This window comes from Streptomyces sp. NBC_00091 (assembly GCF_026343185.1).
Lineage (GTDB): Bacteria > Actinomycetota > Actinomycetes > Streptomycetales > Streptomycetaceae > Streptomyces.
The window spans coordinates 97,362-112,591 of record NZ_JAPEMA010000001.1; the positions used below are offsets into that span (position 1 = coordinate 97,362).

General features: G+C 72.8%; 12 protein-coding genes. 6 read left to right on the top strand and 6 right to left on the bottom strand.

Going from position 1 to position 15,230, the window contains the following annotated elements; translation table 11 throughout:
• Positions 1-47 precede the first annotated feature (47 nt).
• Genes OOK34_RS00470 through OOK34_RS00480 form a run of 3 tightly spaced genes read right to left on the bottom strand, consistent with a single transcriptional unit; the run spans position 48 to position 3,029 of the window.
• Positions 48-887 carry an ABC transporter ATP-binding protein gene (locus tag OOK34_RS00470; protein WP_267031850.1) on the bottom strand — a complete coding sequence of 280 codons (840 nt, stop codon included), beginning with the start codon at positions 885-887 and terminating at the stop codon, positions 48-50.
• A 1-nt stretch (position 888) separates the two neighbouring features.
• Positions 889-1,968, bottom strand: coding sequence for an iron chelate uptake ABC transporter family permease subunit (locus OOK34_RS00475; protein WP_267031851.1), 1,080 nt, complete (start codon positions 1,966-1,968; stop codon positions 889-891).
• Positions 1,965-3,029 carry an iron ABC transporter permease gene (locus OOK34_RS00480; protein WP_267031852.1) on the bottom strand — a complete coding sequence of 355 codons (1,065 nt, stop codon included), beginning with the start codon at positions 3,027-3,029 and terminating at the stop codon, positions 1,965-1,967. The genes OOK34_RS00475 and OOK34_RS00480 overlap by 4 nt, the downstream gene beginning before the upstream one ends.
• A gap of 145 nt (positions 3,030-3,174) precedes the next feature.
• Between OOK34_RS00480 and OOK34_RS00485 the strand changes: the two genes are divergently transcribed.
• Positions 3,175-4,203, top strand: coding sequence for an ABC transporter substrate-binding protein (locus OOK34_RS00485; RefSeq protein WP_267031853.1), 1,029 nt, complete (start codon positions 3,175-3,177; stop codon positions 4,201-4,203).
• A gap of 115 nt (positions 4,204-4,318) precedes the next feature.
• Here the strand turns inward: OOK34_RS00485 and OOK34_RS00490 are convergent, their stop codons facing one another.
• Complete coding sequence (locus OOK34_RS00490) at positions 4,319-5,188, bottom strand: (2Fe-2S)-binding protein (protein ID WP_267031854.1); 870 nt, start codon at positions 5,186-5,188, stop codon at positions 4,319-4,321.
• A 248-nt stretch (positions 5,189-5,436) separates the two neighbouring features.
• Between OOK34_RS00490 and OOK34_RS00495 the strand changes: the two genes are divergently transcribed.
• Genes OOK34_RS00495 through OOK34_RS00515 form a run of 5 tightly spaced genes read left to right on the top strand, consistent with a single transcriptional unit; the run spans position 5,437 to position 12,719 of the window.
• On the top strand, positions 5,437-6,627 hold the full coding sequence (locus OOK34_RS00495; RefSeq protein ID WP_267031855.1) for an acetyl-CoA carboxylase biotin carboxylase subunit family protein: 1,191 nt from the start codon (positions 5,437-5,439) through the stop codon (positions 6,625-6,627).
• Positions 6,624-8,417 carry an IucA/IucC family protein gene (locus OOK34_RS00500; RefSeq protein WP_267031856.1) on the top strand — a complete coding sequence of 598 codons (1,794 nt, stop codon included), beginning with the start codon at positions 6,624-6,626 and terminating at the stop codon, positions 8,415-8,417. The genes OOK34_RS00495 and OOK34_RS00500 overlap by 4 nt, the downstream gene beginning before the upstream one ends.
• Positions 8,418-8,437: 20 nt before the next feature.
• Positions 8,438-9,715, top strand: a complete 1,278-nt coding sequence (locus OOK34_RS00505) for an MFS transporter (protein WP_267036576.1) — start codon at positions 8,438-8,440, stop codon at positions 9,713-9,715.
• Positions 9,715-11,505, top strand: a complete 1,791-nt coding sequence (locus tag OOK34_RS00510) for an IucA/IucC family siderophore biosynthesis protein (protein ID WP_267031857.1) — start codon at positions 9,715-9,717, stop codon at positions 11,503-11,505. Before OOK34_RS00505 ends, OOK34_RS00510 begins: the two co-directional genes overlap by 1 nt.
• Positions 11,502-12,719 carry a type III PLP-dependent enzyme gene (locus tag OOK34_RS00515; protein ID WP_267031858.1) on the top strand — a complete coding sequence of 406 codons (1,218 nt, stop codon included), beginning with the start codon at positions 11,502-11,504 and terminating at the stop codon, positions 12,717-12,719. Before OOK34_RS00510 ends, OOK34_RS00515 begins: the two co-directional genes overlap by 4 nt.
• 41 nt (positions 12,720-12,760) lie before the next feature.
• Here the strand turns inward: OOK34_RS00515 and OOK34_RS00520 are convergent, their stop codons facing one another.
• Positions 12,761-14,587, bottom strand: coding sequence for an FG-GAP-like repeat-containing protein (locus OOK34_RS00520; protein ID WP_267031859.1), 1,827 nt, complete (start codon positions 14,585-14,587; stop codon positions 12,761-12,763).
• A 112-nt stretch (positions 14,588-14,699) separates the two neighbouring features.
• Positions 14,700-15,203 (bottom strand): hypothetical protein, encoded by a 504-nt coding sequence (locus tag OOK34_RS00525; RefSeq protein WP_267031860.1) that lies wholly within the window; start codon positions 15,201-15,203, stop codon positions 14,700-14,702.
• Positions 15,204-15,230: the final 27 nt, after the last annotated feature.

A 15,230-nucleotide genomic window follows, 5' to 3' on the forward strand; every position in this document is an offset into this window, starting at 1 on the left:
GGTGGACTCCCGGTGAACCGGCCCGGGTGGGGCCCCGCCGCTCCGGGTCAGACGATCTCGGTGCGGCGGCCGCCCACCGGGATGACCAGCGGGGTGCCGGCGACCGGGCACTCGATGACCGTCGCCCGGAGCCCGAAGACCTCGTGGACCAGGTCCGGGGTGACGATCTCGGAGGGCGGACCGGCCGCGATCAGCTTGCCGTCGCGCATGGCGATCAGGTGCCCCGCGTAGCGGCAGGCGAGGTTGAGCTCGTGCAGGACCATGACCACGGTACGGCCCTCGGTGCGGTTGAGGTCCGCGACGAGTTCGAGGACGTCGACCTGGTGGGCGAGGTCCAGGTAGGTCGTCGGTTCGTCCAGCAGCAGGACCGGCGTGTGCTGGGCCAGCGCCATCGCGATCCACACGCGCTGGCGCTGCCCGCCCGACAGCTCGTCGATGGAGCGGGTCGCCAGCTCCGTCGAACCCGTCGCCGCCAGGGCGGCGTCCACGGCGGCCTCGTCGGAGGAGGACCACTGGCGCCACCACCGCTGGTGCGGGGTGCGGCCGCGGGCCACCAGGTCGCGTACGGAGATGCCGTCCGGGGCGCTGGGGGTCTGCGGCAGCAGGGCGAGGCGCAGCGCGAACTCCCGGGCGGAGAGGCCCGCGATGTCCTCGCCGTCCAGGTGGACGGCGCCGCCGGCCGGCTTGAGCAGCCGGGCCAGGGCCCGCAGGGCGGTGGACTTCCCGCAGGCGTTCGGGCCGACCAGCGCGGTCACCTGCCCGGCCGGGATGGCGAGGTCGAGGTCCTCGGAGACGATCCGGTCGCCGTACGCCAGGCGCAGCCCGTCCGCGTGGATCGCGGTGGACGGGATGCCGGTCGGCTGGGTCTCGGTCAGCGGGGCGGTCATGTCAGCCTCCCTTTCCGGCCCGGTTGGTACGGGCGAGGAGTAGCAGCAGGTACGGGGCGCCGACGGCGCCGGTGAGCACGCCGACGGGCAGTTCGGTCGGGGCGAGGACGACCCGCGCGGCCAGGTCGGCGAGGATGAGCAGCACCGCTCCGGTCAGCGCGCTGGTGACCAGCGGGATGCCGGCGGAGCCGGTGATCCGCCGCGCGATCTGCGGGGCGCCCAGGGCGATGAAGGCGATCGGTCCGGCCGCGGACGTCGCCAGCGCGGTGAGGCAGGTGGCGAGGACCAGCAGCGTGATCCGCGCGTGCTTCAGCGGGATCCCCAGGCTCCGCGCGGTGTCGTCGTCGTACTGGAGCAGCTGGTACGGGCGGGCGAGCGCCAGGGTCAGCGGCAGGAGCACGGCCAGTGCCAGCCCGGCCCACTGGACGTGTTCGTAGCCGCGCCCGTTGAGACTGCCGGTCAGCCACACCATGGCGCGGGAGGCCTGGTCGATGTCGGCGCGGGCCAGCGCCCAGCGGGTCAGCGCGATCAGGGCGCCGTTCGCGGCGAGGCCGACGAGGACGAAGCGGTAGCCGGTGATGGTGCCGTCCCGGTAGGCCAGCAGGTAGATGGCGACCGAGGTCAGCAGGGCGCCGGCGAGGGCCCCGAGCGGTACGGCCCCGAAGGTGCCGGCGCCGGCCGCGGTGACTCCGCCGACGAGGATGGCGCACACCGCGCCGGCCCCGGCGCCGGCGGCGATGCCGATCAGGTCGGGGCTGGCGAGCGGGTTGCGGGTGACGGCCTGGAACACGGCGCCGGCCAGCCCGAAGGCGGCTCCCACCAGCAGTGCGGTCAGGGCGCGCGGCAGGCGGAGCTGGTGGACGATCAGGTCGGCGGCGCCGGAGCCGGTGCCCAGCACCGCGCCGAGGACGTCACCGACGGGGATGGCGAACGTGCCCAGCGAGACGGAGGCGATGAGGCCCGCGAACCCGGTCAGGACCAGGGCGAGCACCGTGAGGGCCACCCGGGGGCGCAGGGCCACGCCGACCGGCCCGACCTCGAACCGGAGCTGCCGCTGCCGTACGGTCTTCTGACGGCTCATCGGGTGTGCTCCTTGAGCTTGCCGCGCTTGACCAGCAGCGCGAGGAACGGCGCGCCGAGCAGGGCGGTCACGACGCCGGCCTCCAGTTCGCCCGGCCGGGCCACCATCCGGCCCACCACGTCGGCGGCGAGCATCAGCGATGCCCCGCCCAGCGCCGAACACGGCACCAGCCAGCGGGCGTCGGGCCCGGTGAAGGCCCGTACGACGTGCGGGACGACCAGGCCGATGAAGGTCACGGGACCGGCCGCGGCGACGGCCGCCCCGGTCAGCAGGACCACCGCGAGCGCGCCCAGGGCGCGGGTGGACTTGACCGGGGTGCCGAGCGAGCTGGCCACGTCGTCGCCGAGGGCGAGGGCGTTGAGACGGCCGCTCAGCCCGAGGGCCAGGACGAGGCCGACGACCACGAACGGGAGCAGTTCCATCCCCAGCTGCGCGTCACGCCCGGCCAGCGAGCCCACCGCCCAGAAGCGGTACTGGTCCAGGGTGCGGACGTCGAGCAGCACCAGGGTGTTGGTGCCCGCGTCGAGGAGTACGGTCACGGCCGCGCCGGCCAGGGCCAGTTTGGCGGGAGTGGCGCCGCCGTAGCCGGTTCCGCCGACGGCGTAGGCGATGAGACCGGCCAGCGCCGCGCCGAGGAAGGCGAACCAGATGTACTGGTACGAACTCGTCAGCCCCAGCATGCCGATGCTCGCGGCGACGGCGAAGGAGCCGCCCGCGCTGATGCCGATCAGGCCGGGGTCGCCGAGCGGGTTGCGGGTGATGTCCTGGGCCACCGCTCCGGCGGCGCCCAGCGCGAGGCCGACCAGCAGCCCCAGGAAGGTGCGGGGCATGCGCAGTTCCCGGACCACCACGGCGTCGCCCTCGTCACTGCCGGTTATCGCGGCCAGCACGTCGGAGAGCGGCACGGCCTTGGTGCCGATCGCGAGCGAGGCGCAGACCATGGCGGCCACGATGGCGAGCAGCGCCGTGAGCACGAAGGTCCGGGAGAGAACTCGTCGGGGTGGCGGAACGGTTGGGGCGGGGACCGCGGCGGCTTCGGCGGTGACGGGCTTCAGAGACACTCACACAAGGTAAGGGATGCCTAACCGAATTTCTCCCACACCCCCCGTCTGGATTTGGCCACGAAGAGCCGCTACTCTTCACAACGCGTTTACTCAGGCAAGGCTTACCTAAGAACAAATGTTCCCTCTGGAGAACTGAGAACTGATGAGCACCTTCACTCAGCGGCGCCGGCCGGGCCGGATCGCGGCTGCCGTCCTCACGGCGGCGATGGCCCTTTCGCTGGCCGCCTGCGGCGGCAGCAGCGACGACAAGAAGCCGGCCGCCGAGTCGTCCGCGTCGTCGAAGGCGGGCGCCGCCGAGTCGGCCGGCTTCCCGCGCACCATCACCCACGACAAGGGCAAGACCGAGATCAAGGCCAAGCCCAAGCGGGTCGTGGCCCTGGACAACAGCCTGGTCGAGGCCGTCGTCGCGCTGGACACCCCGCTGGTCGGCGGCATCGGCTCCTACCGCGACCAGAAGGGCTTCCCCGCCTACCTCGGTGACGCGGTGAAGGAGACCAAGGACGTCGGCCCGCTCGACAACCCCAACCTCGAGGCGATCGCGGCCCTCAAGCCCGACCTCATCGTCTCGGCCACGGTACGTCACGCCGACTTCTACGACCGCCTGAGCCAGATCGCGCCGACCGTCTTCGTGAAGACCACCGGCCCGATCTGGAAGGAGAACGTCACCTTCCTCGGCCAGGCTCTGGGCCAGGAGGAGAAGGCCGCGGCCAAGCTGACGGCGTACCAGACCCGCGCCAAGAAGATCGGTGACGCGATCAACGCCAAGGGCGGCGGCAAGGACGGCGGCAAGCCCACCTTCTCGATCGTCCGCTTCGTCGACGGTCCGACGCGCATCATGCTGCCCAAGACGTTCAGCGGCATCATCCTGAACGACATGGGCCTGACGCGGCCGGAGAACCAGCGCGACGAGGTCAAGTTCAACATCGAGATCAGCGAAGAGCAGATCCAGCAGGCCGACGCGGACCACATCTTCATGACCAGCTTCTCGGGCGGTGACGAGCGCAAGAAGAAGTTCGTCGCCAACCCGCTGTGGCAGCGCCTGAACGCGGTCCAGAAGAACCAGGTCCACGAGGTCGACGACTCGACCTGGATGACCTCGGTCTCCCTCCAGGGCGCGGACCTGGTCCTCGACGACATGGCGAAGATCTTCCAGGTGGACGCGGCCAAGTAGGCTCCCCCGCCTTCCCCACGGGCCGGCCCCGGCCGCGTACGCAGACGTACGCGGCCGGGGCCGGCCTTTGGTGTGTACGGGGAATTGGTGTGTACGGGGAAGGCGTGAGGTCCGCTCAGCCCTCGCCCTCGATCCGGCGCAGCCGCTCCGCGTCGCAGGTGCGGGGGCAGGTGGCGCAGGCCCGGGCCGCGTCCAGGGTGTAGTACATGCAGCAGCCGAGGCGGGTGCGGGTCGGGTGCAGGTTCCCCTCACGGTCCTCGAGCCGCCTGAAGTCGGCGCCGCCGGGGAAGGGGGCGATGGCGGTCGGGAGCAGCTCGGTCGCCTCGCGCACCGCGTGCTCCTCCTGGCCGAGGACGCGCCCGAGGTACCAGATCCCGGAGACCAGGTCGTCGGCGGCCATGCCCCACAGGGCCCGGTCCCGGCGCCGGACCCGCGGCCCGATCGCGGCCAGCAGCGGCCGTACGTGGTCGGCGACGGCCGCGCGCAGCTCGGCGCGCAGCGCCTCCTCGTCGGCCACCACCCGGGCGCCCGGCAGGTTTGCCGCCGGGTCGCCGGGCAGGCAGGCGAATCCGGTCCCGGGAACGATCTCGAAAGTGCCCGCCCCGAGGTCCACGCGCACCTCGCGCGGGCGGATGCGCGGCACCCGCCGCTCCAGGTACCAGGCGCCGCTCATCAGCAGGCTGACGGACCAGAGGTAGTCGTGCAGCGCGCGCGAGGCGGCGACGTCGGGGCGCGGGTCGTGCCCGTGGCCCTCCCGGATGCGGGCGGCTTCGGCGGCGACGAAGGCGTCCAGGGCCTCCTGCGTCCCGGCCGGTCCCGCCAGTTCCGCACCGCTGACCCACCGCCCGGCCCGCGCGGGGGCGGTGGCCACCCGGAGGTCCAGCGCCTCGCAGACGGCCGCGAGGCGGCCGTAGGTCCGCGCGAGCGTGGCGGCGGCGTCCAGGGCGGGCCGCTCGGGCGACGCGATGCGCGGGGACGCGGTCATCGGTTCTCGATCATGTGCGACACGGGAACTCCGGTACGAGAGAGTAGGTAAGCCTTACCTTAACCCAATGATCTATGATCTAGACCGCGGCCCAGGCTCCAGGATTTGACCGGGAGTTGAGACTAAGGGTTGGCTAACCTAAGCTTCGATTGCCGGCGGATAAGCACATTCGTCGGCAATGAGGCGTGCCGGAAAACAGTCACTCCGCTCACCCCCCACTGCTCAGGATTTCGGAAGGGGCCCAACCCATGCGGTTGTACCTGCTCGCACTCAACCCCACCGACTCGGTCACCGAGGGGTTCCTCCCCGCCGCGGCCCGGCTCGGCCTCGACGTCACCGTCCTCACCGACCAGCCCGAGGCGCACCGCCGGACGGCGCCGGGCATCGAGGTGCTGGAGTGCGACGTACGCGACTTCCGTGCGGTCATCACCCGGATATCCACCCACCACACGCCCGACGCGGTGTTCACCAACAGTGACCACCTCCAGACCCAGACGGCCCTGGCCGCCGACTACTTCGGCCTGCCCGCCAAGGACTGGCGGACGGCGCTGCGCGTCAAGGACAAGGCCCAGATGCGCCGCCACATCGCCGCGAGCGGTCTCGACGCGGTGTGGTCGACGGAGCTGGCCGCCGGCCAGGACCCGGCCGGCCTCACCGCCCTCGACGTCCCCTACCCGTGCGTGGTCAAGCCCCGGGAAGGCGTGGCCAGCGAGGACGTGGTGCTGGTCGACGGGCCCGAGGACCTCGTCCTGCGCTGCAAGGAGATCCAGGCCCGCCGGCCTCAGGCGCCCCTGGTCGTCGAGGAGTACCTGGCCGGCGAGCTCTACACCCTGGAGACGCTCGGCGACGGGCGCGTCCGCCACGTACTGAGCGGCTTCCACACCCAGGTGTCCGCACCCCCGTACTTCATCGAGGAGCGGCTGGTCTACATCCCCGCCCACCCCGAACCGGTGGTCGAGCAGGTCCTCGCCCAGCTCGACGCCCTCGGCGTCGGATTCGGCATCTGCCACACCGAGTTCGTCGTGCACGACGGCCGTGCCCGCATCATCGAGGTCAACTACCGGGCCATCGGCGACCAGATGGACCTCCTCCTCACCCGGCTGCTGGACATCCCGCTCTTCGAGCTCGTCCTGCGCACCCACCTGGGGGAGCCGCTGCCCGCCGACCTGGGCGCCCGTACGGACGGCGCCGCCGTGGTCGACTACCCCTGCGCCCAGAGCGCCGGCACCCTCACCGTCGCGCCCGAGGCCGCCGACCTCACCGTGGACGGCGTCGAACTGACCTACCGGCCGCTGCGCGAGGTGGGGGAGCGGCACGAGCTGTACGGCACCAACCGCGACTACACCGGAGTGCTGCGCGCGGTCGGCCAGGACCTCGAGACCGTCGAACGGGTCTCCGCCGCCTACCTCGCGGCGCAGCGCTGGGAGATCACCCCGTGAGCACGACCGCCCCGGCCGCCACGGCCACCGCCGCCCACGCCGACACCACCGAGGCGGAGCTGCTGCTGCGCGTCCTCGGCGCGCTCCTGCGCGAGGACGTCGTCGGGCTGCGCACCCGCACCACGACCGTCGACCGCCCCGACGGCCGCTGGCTGCGGCTGCCCTCCGGCGACGGCGACGCCCTGCTCCTCCCGGTCGCCGAAGACGGCTACCAGAGCGTGTACGCCGCCCGGCTGCCGCTGCTCGCCCGGGAGTCCGACGGCCACCCGCTGACCACCCACGCCGAGGTCCTCGACGCCCTGGGCGCACTCGCCGACCCCGCCGACCGGGGCGGCTTCGACGCCTTCGCCGAGGAGTGCCGCCAGACCCTCGCGACCATGCGCCTGCACGCCGACACCGCGGACGAGGTCGCCGCGGGCCTGACTTCCGAAGGCGGCGCCGACCCGGCCGACTGGACCGGCCTCGCGGGCGGGCTCGCGTACGACACCCTCGCCGCACGCCTCGACCACCCGGTGTACCCCACCGCGCGCGGCCGCTCCGGCCTCGACGAGGACCAGCTGCGCGCCCACGCGCCCGAGTTCCACCCGCACTTCCCGCTGCGCTGGATCGCCGTACCGCGCGAGGACCTCACCGTGGCCGGCGGCCCCGCCGCGCTGCCCGCGCTCTGGCCCACCCCGGCCGACCTCGGCCTGCCCGGGCTCGACGGCACCCACCTCGCCCTGCCCGTGCACCCGCTCACCGTCGGCGCGCCGCTGCGCGAGGCACTGAGCGCCGCGGGCCTGGACGGCCGGGCCGTGCTCGCCGAACGCCCGTACCTCGACGTGGTCCCCACGCTGTCCATGCGCACGGTCGCCGTCACCGACGACCCCACCCTGCACATCAAGGTCCCGATGGCCACCGCCACCCTGGGCCTGCGCAACCGCCGCATCATCCGGCCCGGCTTCCTCGCCGACGGGGTCGCGGGCCAGCGCCTGCTGGAAACCGTCATCGCACGCGAACCCCGCTTCCGCGACACGGTCCTGCACGCCGACGAGACCGTCTACGCCCACGCCGGCCACGAGCTCCTCGCCGCGCTCTGCCGCCGCTACCCGGCCGGTCTCGACGACGCCGTCGTCACCCCGCTCGCCGCCCTGCTCGCCGAAGCCCCCGGCGGGCGCCTGCTGATCGACCACCTCGCCGACCGGTTCTACGGCGGCGACCCGATCGCCCTGCTCGACGCCTACCTGCGGCTGCTCCTCGACTGGCAGACCACCCTGTTCGGCTACGGCATCGCCCTGGAGTCGCACCAGCAGAACATCTCGCTGGTCCTCGACCACGGGCCGGACGGCCACACCCGCATGCGGCTCCTGCTCAAGGACGACGACAGCCCGCGCGTCAACCCGGCCCGCGTCCGCGCGACCCTCGGCGACGACGCCCCCCTGGCCTTCGACGACGTGCGCGTCCTCTGCGAGGACGACCGCCCGCTCACCGACATGTTCACCACCATCACCCTGCACCTGTGCGCCGGTTCGTACGCCTTCGGGCTGGCCCGGCACGGCCGCGCGAAGGCCGGGGCCCTGCTGGACCTCGTACGCGACCGGCTCGCCGAGGCGGTCGAACGGCTCGGCACCGGACCGGGCGGGCCCGGCGCCACGCTGCGCGCCCACGTCCTGGACGCCCCGCAGCTGCCCGTCAAGGCGATGGTCAGCGCCGGCACCCTGCTCAGCAAGGAACGCTCGGGCGCCGCCGACATCAACAAGCACTACACCACCGGCCCCAACTACCTGCTGCGGACGGAGGGGTCGCGGTGAGCGCCGCCGCACCCCCGGACCTGCGCGGCGCGGACTCCCCCGCGCCCGAGCCCCGCCCGGCCCTCGGCCGCAAGCAGGTCCACGCCGTCGCCGGCTGCTACTTCGTGGCCTCCTTCGCCGCGCTCGGCCTGCCGCCCTTCCTCACCGAGATCCTCCCGGAGCTCGGCGACCGCGACGCGAGCTGGGCCGGGGTCCTCTACATCGTCCCCACCGTCTTCGCCGCCGTCGGCGCCCCCCTGTGGGGGCGGCTCGCCGACCGGTTCGGCCGCAAGCGGCTGCTGCTGCGGGCCCAGCTGGGCCTGGCGGTCTCCTTCCTGCTGGCCGGCTGGGCCGACTCCATCGCCGGCTTCACCGTGGCGCTGGTGCTCCAGGGCATCCTCGGCGGCACCTTCGCCGCCTCCAACGGCTACCTGGGCGCCGCGCTGGAGGGCCCGGCCCTGTCCAAGGCCCTCACCCTGATGCAGGGCGCGGCCCGCGCCGCCCTGGTCTTCGCCCCGATCGTGGTGGGCGGCCTGTCGCCGTGGCTGTCCCCGCACCGGCAGTACGCGCTGCTCGCCGTGCTGCCGCTGACGGCCGCGGTGCTGATCGCCGCGCTGCCCGAATCCCGCGGAGTGCGGGCGGAGCCCCGTAAGCCGGCGGCCGACGACGCCTCCGACGAGAGCGCCGGGGCCGCGGCCGGGAAGCTGGAGGACGGTGCCCGCACCGAGCGCATGACCTCCCTGCACGGCCTGTACGCCCTGGAGTTCGCCTTCGTCTTCTCCACGGTGATCTCCTTCCCGTACCTGATCTCCCTCATCGAGGAGCGGATCCCCGGTACCTCCCCGGTGGTCTCCGGGGTCCTCTTCGCCCTGCCCCACCTGTGCTACCTCGGCGCGGCGATGTGGGTGCACTCCGCCTTCCACCGGCGCCCCCGGCTCGGCGTGGCGCTCGGCTTCGCCTGCATAGCCCTCGGGCTGGCCGGGCACGGGCTGGCCCACTCGCTCGCCACCCTGGCCGCCGTCCGGCTGCTGCTGGGCGCGGGGCTGACCCTGGGCCTGGTCTGCCTCTCCGTGATCGCCTCCGACTGCGCCAAGGGCCGGGCTCCCGGCGGACTGTTCGGCTCGATCGAATTCTTCTCCAAGGCCGGCGCCGTCGTCGCCGGTCTGGCCGCCGCCGCGGGCAACAGCCTGTACGGGCCCGCCGCGCCCGTGCTGACCGGTACCGCCGTGGCCCTGGCCGCGGTCTGCGCCACCGCACTCCCGGCCACGAAACTCCCGGCCCCGAACCTCCGCTCTCTCCGCACCCGCTGGAGCCGTTGATGTCTCTGACCGATGCAATCGGTACCGCCACCGTCGTCCCCTCCGCCGCGGCCGGGCTGCCCACGGCCGACGAGGCCGTCGTCCACACCCTCCTGAACTGCCTGCTGCGCGAGCTGTCCGGACCGGAACACCAGACCGCCGTGGCGGACGGCCACCTGCTGCTGTGGCTGCCCCGCCGCGGGGTGCTGCTGCGCGCCGCCCTGCGCCGCACCTCGCTGCTGGGCGCGCACCGGTTCACCGGACCGGTGTGCGAGAGCCAGGACGGCGGCTGGGCCGAGATCGGCTGGCGCCGCCTCGCCGAGTACGTCCAGGACGAGCTGGCGCTGCGGACCGACGTGCGCAACGAGGAGTTCCTGGAGCAGATCGCCTCCAGCCACCAGGCCGTGTCCGCCGCGCTCGCCGTCCGCGCCGAGCGGCCGGCCACGGACACCGAGGTCGGGGACGGGGACGGGCTCGCCGCCTACCTGGAGTCCGAGCAGTCCCTCGTCTTCGGCCACCGCTTCCACCCCACCCCCAAGGCCCGCACCGGCGACACCGCTTCCTGGCTGGCGTACGCGCCCGAGACCGGCGCCTCCTTCCAGCTGCGCCACCTCGCCGTCCGCGAGTACCTGATCGCGCAGGAGACCGCCGCCGAGGGTGCGGCGCAGGCCCTCGACCGGATCCGCGCCGATGTCCCGGAGGGCTACCGGCTGCTGCCCGCGCACCCGTGGCAGTACGAGATGCTGAGCGAGCACCCGCAGCTGCGCGCGGCGCTCGAGCGCGGCGACATCCTGGACCTGGGCCCCGGCGGCAAGCCCTTCGCCGCCACCGCCTCCGTGCGCACGCTGTACGACGGAGACACCTTCCTCAAGTTCAGCCTCAACATCCGCATCACCAACTGCCTGCGCAAGAACGCCAGTTACGAGCTCTCCGGCGCGGTCGCGCTGACCCGGCTGCTGGCGCCGGTCCTCGCCGACCTGGAGTCCCGCTTCCCGGGCACCGCCATGCTCCGCGAGCCCGCCTACCGCAGCCTCGCCCTGCCCGGCCCCGACGGCACCCCGGACCGGTCCCTCCTCGAGGGCTTCGGGGTGATCGTCCGCGAGGGGCTGCTCAGCCGGCTCATGCCCGGCACCACCCCGCTGCTCGCCGCGGCCGTCGCCGACGAGTACCCCACCGGCCCCGGGCACATCTCCCGGCTGCTCGCGGACTCCTCGGCGCAGACCGCGCTCGACTGGTGGGCCGCGTACCTCAAGCTGCTGGTCCCGCCGGTCCTGGCCGCGTACTTCGACCACGGACTCGTCCTCGAGCCGCACCTGCAGAACGTCGTCGTCTGCGTCGACGGGGAGGGCATGCCGGCCCAGGTCCTCTTCCGCGACCTGGAGGGCACCAAGCTGGTCCCCGAGCACCACGCGGACCTCCTGGCCTCCCTGCCGTCCGAGGTCGCGGACCCGATGACGTACGACGCCCAGCGCGGCTGGGACCGGGTCGTGTACTGCCTGCTGGTCAACCACATCGCCGAGATGGTGGCCGCCCTCGCCGACCTGCACCCGCAGTCCGAGGCCGCCCTGTGGTCCCAGGTCCGCTCCACCCTCCAGGCGCACGCCGACCGGCACGGCTGCCCGCCGCGGCTGTCCGCCCTGCTCGCGGGGGTGCCGCTGCCCGCCAAGGCCAACCTGCTCACCCGCTGGGAGCGCAAGGCCGACCGCGACGCCGGCTACGTCCGGCTCGCCTCCCCGCTCGGCGAGGACGTGCTGTCCCAGGTGCTGCGGCACCACGCCGACGAAGACCACGACACCCGGAGCGCCCGATGACCACCCCCACCGCCGCGGTGCGCGACCGCCTCCTCGCCCTCGACGGGGCCGAACTCCCCGCCTACCTCTACGATCTGGCCGCGCTGCGCGAGCACGCCGCGACCGTACGGGGCGCCCTCCCGGAGCGGGTCGAGCTGTACTACGCGGCCAAGGCCAACCCGGAGGCGGAGATCCTGGCCGCCCTCGGCCCGTACGTCGACGGCTACGAGGTCTCCTCCGGCGGCGAACTCGCCCACGTGGCCAAGGCGGTGCCGGGCCGTGCGCTGGCCTTCAGCGGCCCCGGCAAGACGCCGGCGGAGATCGCGGCCGCCCTCGAACTGGGCGTGGAGCGCTTCCACGTGGAGAGCCTGCACGAACTCCACGTGCTGGCCGCGCTGGCCGAGCGCACCGCCCCCGCGGCGGCCGGCGGCCCGTACCGCCCCGGTGTCCTGCTCCGCTGCAACCTCCCGCTGGCCGCCGCCTCGCTCGAAGGCAGCTCGCTGGCCATGGGAGGCCGGCCGACCCCCTTCGGACTCGACCCGGCCGACGCCGAGACGGCCGTCCGCCTGCTCAGCGACGGCACCTACCCGCAGCTCGAGCTGCTGGGCGTGCACGCGCACCTGGCCAGCGGCCTCGACGCCCCCGAGCAGCTCGCGGTCGCCGGATCGGTCGTCACCTGGGCCGCGGACCTCGCCGCCCGCCACCGGATCCGCCTCGCCGAGGTCAACGTGGGCGGCGGCATGAGCGTCGACTACGCCGCCCCGGAGAGCCGCTTCGACTGGACGGCGTACGGGGCGGGCCTCGGCCGGCTCGCGAACGCGCACCCCGGCCTCACCCTGCGGATCGAGCCGGGGCGCGCGGTGACCGCGTACTGCGGGTGGTACGCCACCGAGGTGCTGGACGTGAAGCACAGCCACGGCGAGGAGTTCGCCGTGGTCCGGGGCGGCACCCACCACATGCGCACCCCGGCGACCAAGGGCCACGACCAGCCCTGCACCGTCCTGCCCGTGGGCGCCTGGCCCCACCCCTGGCCCAGGCCGGCCGCCGGCGCGGAGCGGGTGACCCTCACCGGCCAGCTCTGCACCCCGAAGGACCTGCTCTCCCGGAACGTCTCCGCGCCGGGGCTCCGGGCCGGCGACCGCGTGGCCTTCGGCCTCGCGGGCGCCTACGCCTGGAACATCTCGCACCACGACTTCCTGATGCACCCCCGCCCCGGCTTCCACTTCCTGGGCTGACCGGGTTCCCGGGCCGACCCCTGCGCGGCCCGGGTCTCAGGTCAGCTGACGCTGCCGCTCCAGCGGCTGCCCGGGGCCTGGAGTCCGGCCGTGGTGGTGAGGAAGGAGAACAGCGTGTCGACCTGTCGTCCTTCAGCGGTCACTCCGCTGTCGTAGTAGGTGCCGACGTCGTCCTTGCCGTCGCCGTTGTAGTCGCCGGAGGTCTGCTGGGCGGCGTCCCAGCTGAAGTTGCCGGTGCTGGCCCACTTCTCGACGGGGGCACCGAAGTTGCTGCCGTCGCTGGTGAGGGTGAACAGCGCGGAGAGCTGCTTGCCGTCGGCGGAGACACCGCGGCCGTACAGCACTGCGATGTCGTCCTTGCCGTCACCGTTGTGGTCGCCCGCAGTGACCTTGGACGCACCCCAGCTGAAGGAGGACGAGGACGTCCAGCTGTTGCGCGGGGCGGCGAAGCCGGTCCCGGTGCTGGTGAAGGTGAACAACAGCGACTTGTTCTCGCCGTCGACCTTCCCGCCGTCGTAGAACACCGCGACGTCGTCCTTCAAGTCGCCGTTGAAGTCGCCGGCGGTCACCTTGGCGGCGTCCCAGCTGAAGCTGCCGGTGCTGGCCCACTTCTCGACGGGGGCACCGAAGTTGGTGCCGTCGCTGGTGAGGGTGAACAGCGCGGAGAGCCGCTTGCCGTCGGCGGAGACACCGCGGTTGTAGAAGACGCCGATGTCGTCCTTGCCGTCGCCGTTGAAGTCGCCCGCGGTGACCTTGGAGGCACTCCAGCTGAAGGAGGCGGTGGCGCCGGAGGTCCACGAGATGCGCGGGGCGGCGAAGCCTGAACCTGTGCTGGTGAAGGTGAACAGCAGCGACTTGTTCTTGCCGTCGGCGGTCTTGCCGCCTTCGTAGAACACCGCGACGTCATCCTTCTTGTCGCCGTTGAAGTCGCCGGCGACGAGCTTGCCGGCCTGCCAGGTGAAGGCGCCGGAGGAGGTCCAGGTCTTCACCGGTGCGTTGAAGCCGGCACCGTTGCTGAAGAAGGTGTGGAGGGCGGACCTGTTCCTGCCGTCGGCGTCGACGCCGTCGTCGTAGAAGGCCGCGATGTCCTCCTTGCCGTCCCCGTTGAAGTCGCCCGAGGCGACCTGCGAGTCGCCGGGCAGGGCGAGGACCTGCTGGATCCAGTCGCCGAGGCCGTCGGCGCGTACGGCGACGGCCGAGTTGCGTGTCTCGGCCGGGTCGGTGCCGAGGCAGCCGGCCTGCCAGGAGCGGCTGCTGATCCCGACGAGTTCACCGCTGGTGTTGAGTACGGGGCCGCCGGCGTCGCCCTTGCAGATGGTGTCGCCGGTGTCACCCTTGCCTTTGAGCGCGAGCGTGGTCGCGTCCACGGAGAGCGTGTCGAAGGCGCCGGTGTGCACCGTGCCGGGTACCCAGGCGGTCTTCGTGCGCCCGAAGCCGGCCGTCGTCACGACGGCTCCCTGGGTGGGAGCGGCTGCGGCCGGCTTGACGGGCGCTACTCCCGCGATCGGCTGGGCAAGTTTCGCCAGTACCACGTCGCGGTCGGTTCGGGGTACGAGTAGCGTCACCTCCTGAGCGTTCTCGCCCAGGGTGGCGGTGGCTCTCAGCTTCGGCTTGCCGGCCGGGACCGGGTCGCCGGGGTTGTCGGCGAAGCAGCCGGCGCTGGTGAGCAGCCACTGCGCGGCAACGAGAGCAGCGGAACAGGCGCGGGTGGAGTCGCCTTCACCGATGTTGATGCGGGCGGTGTAGGTGTACTGGCCGTCAGCCGCCGGCGTACCGATGACGGCTGAAGCCGATCCGGCCATCAGGATGACGGTGGCGGCGGCAGCGCCGCCCGTCCAGGCGGCGCTGCGCCTTCGTGTGTGCGACATGTGGTTTCTCCGAAAAGACGAGTCAGGGCGCTCCGACCGTGCGGGACGGTGGAGAGGACGAGTGGTCGAAGGCGACGGAACGGCGAGTTCTCCCCGCCGGTACGCCGTCGGGTTACTCGGAAACGGAGATCTCGACGAGGACGTGGTCCCGGCGCTCGGGGTCCGCGGCTTCCCCCACGCCCTTCCACTCGTTCGCGGCCACGGTGATGTTCTGCTGACTGCCGTCGGCGGTCAAGGTCACATCGGCCTGATGAGAGGCATCACCCTTCATCCCGTAGACCGCGGGTATTTCCAGGCTGAGGTAGCCGGTCTTGCCGGTGGCGCGGAAACAGATCTTTCCCTTGGTCCGCGAGTACACCTCCATCAGGCCAGTGGCGGAGGCGCAGTCGGCGAGGGTGATGTGCCCGTCACCGCGCTTGAGGGTGATGCCGAGTTCGGCCTGGATTCTGGCGGCGTCGGGGTAGGCGAAGTCTTCGATGGCGTAGGGAGGCTGGTCGCTGGTCACGCCGGCCGCGCCACCGGCGGGGGTTTCACTGGCGTGTGTGACGGTAACGGCGACGGCGAAACACGCCATGGCCGCAGCAGTCGTCGCGATAACGCGTTTTACGAGCTTCATTCTGTCAGTTCCTTTTCATCCAGAGGG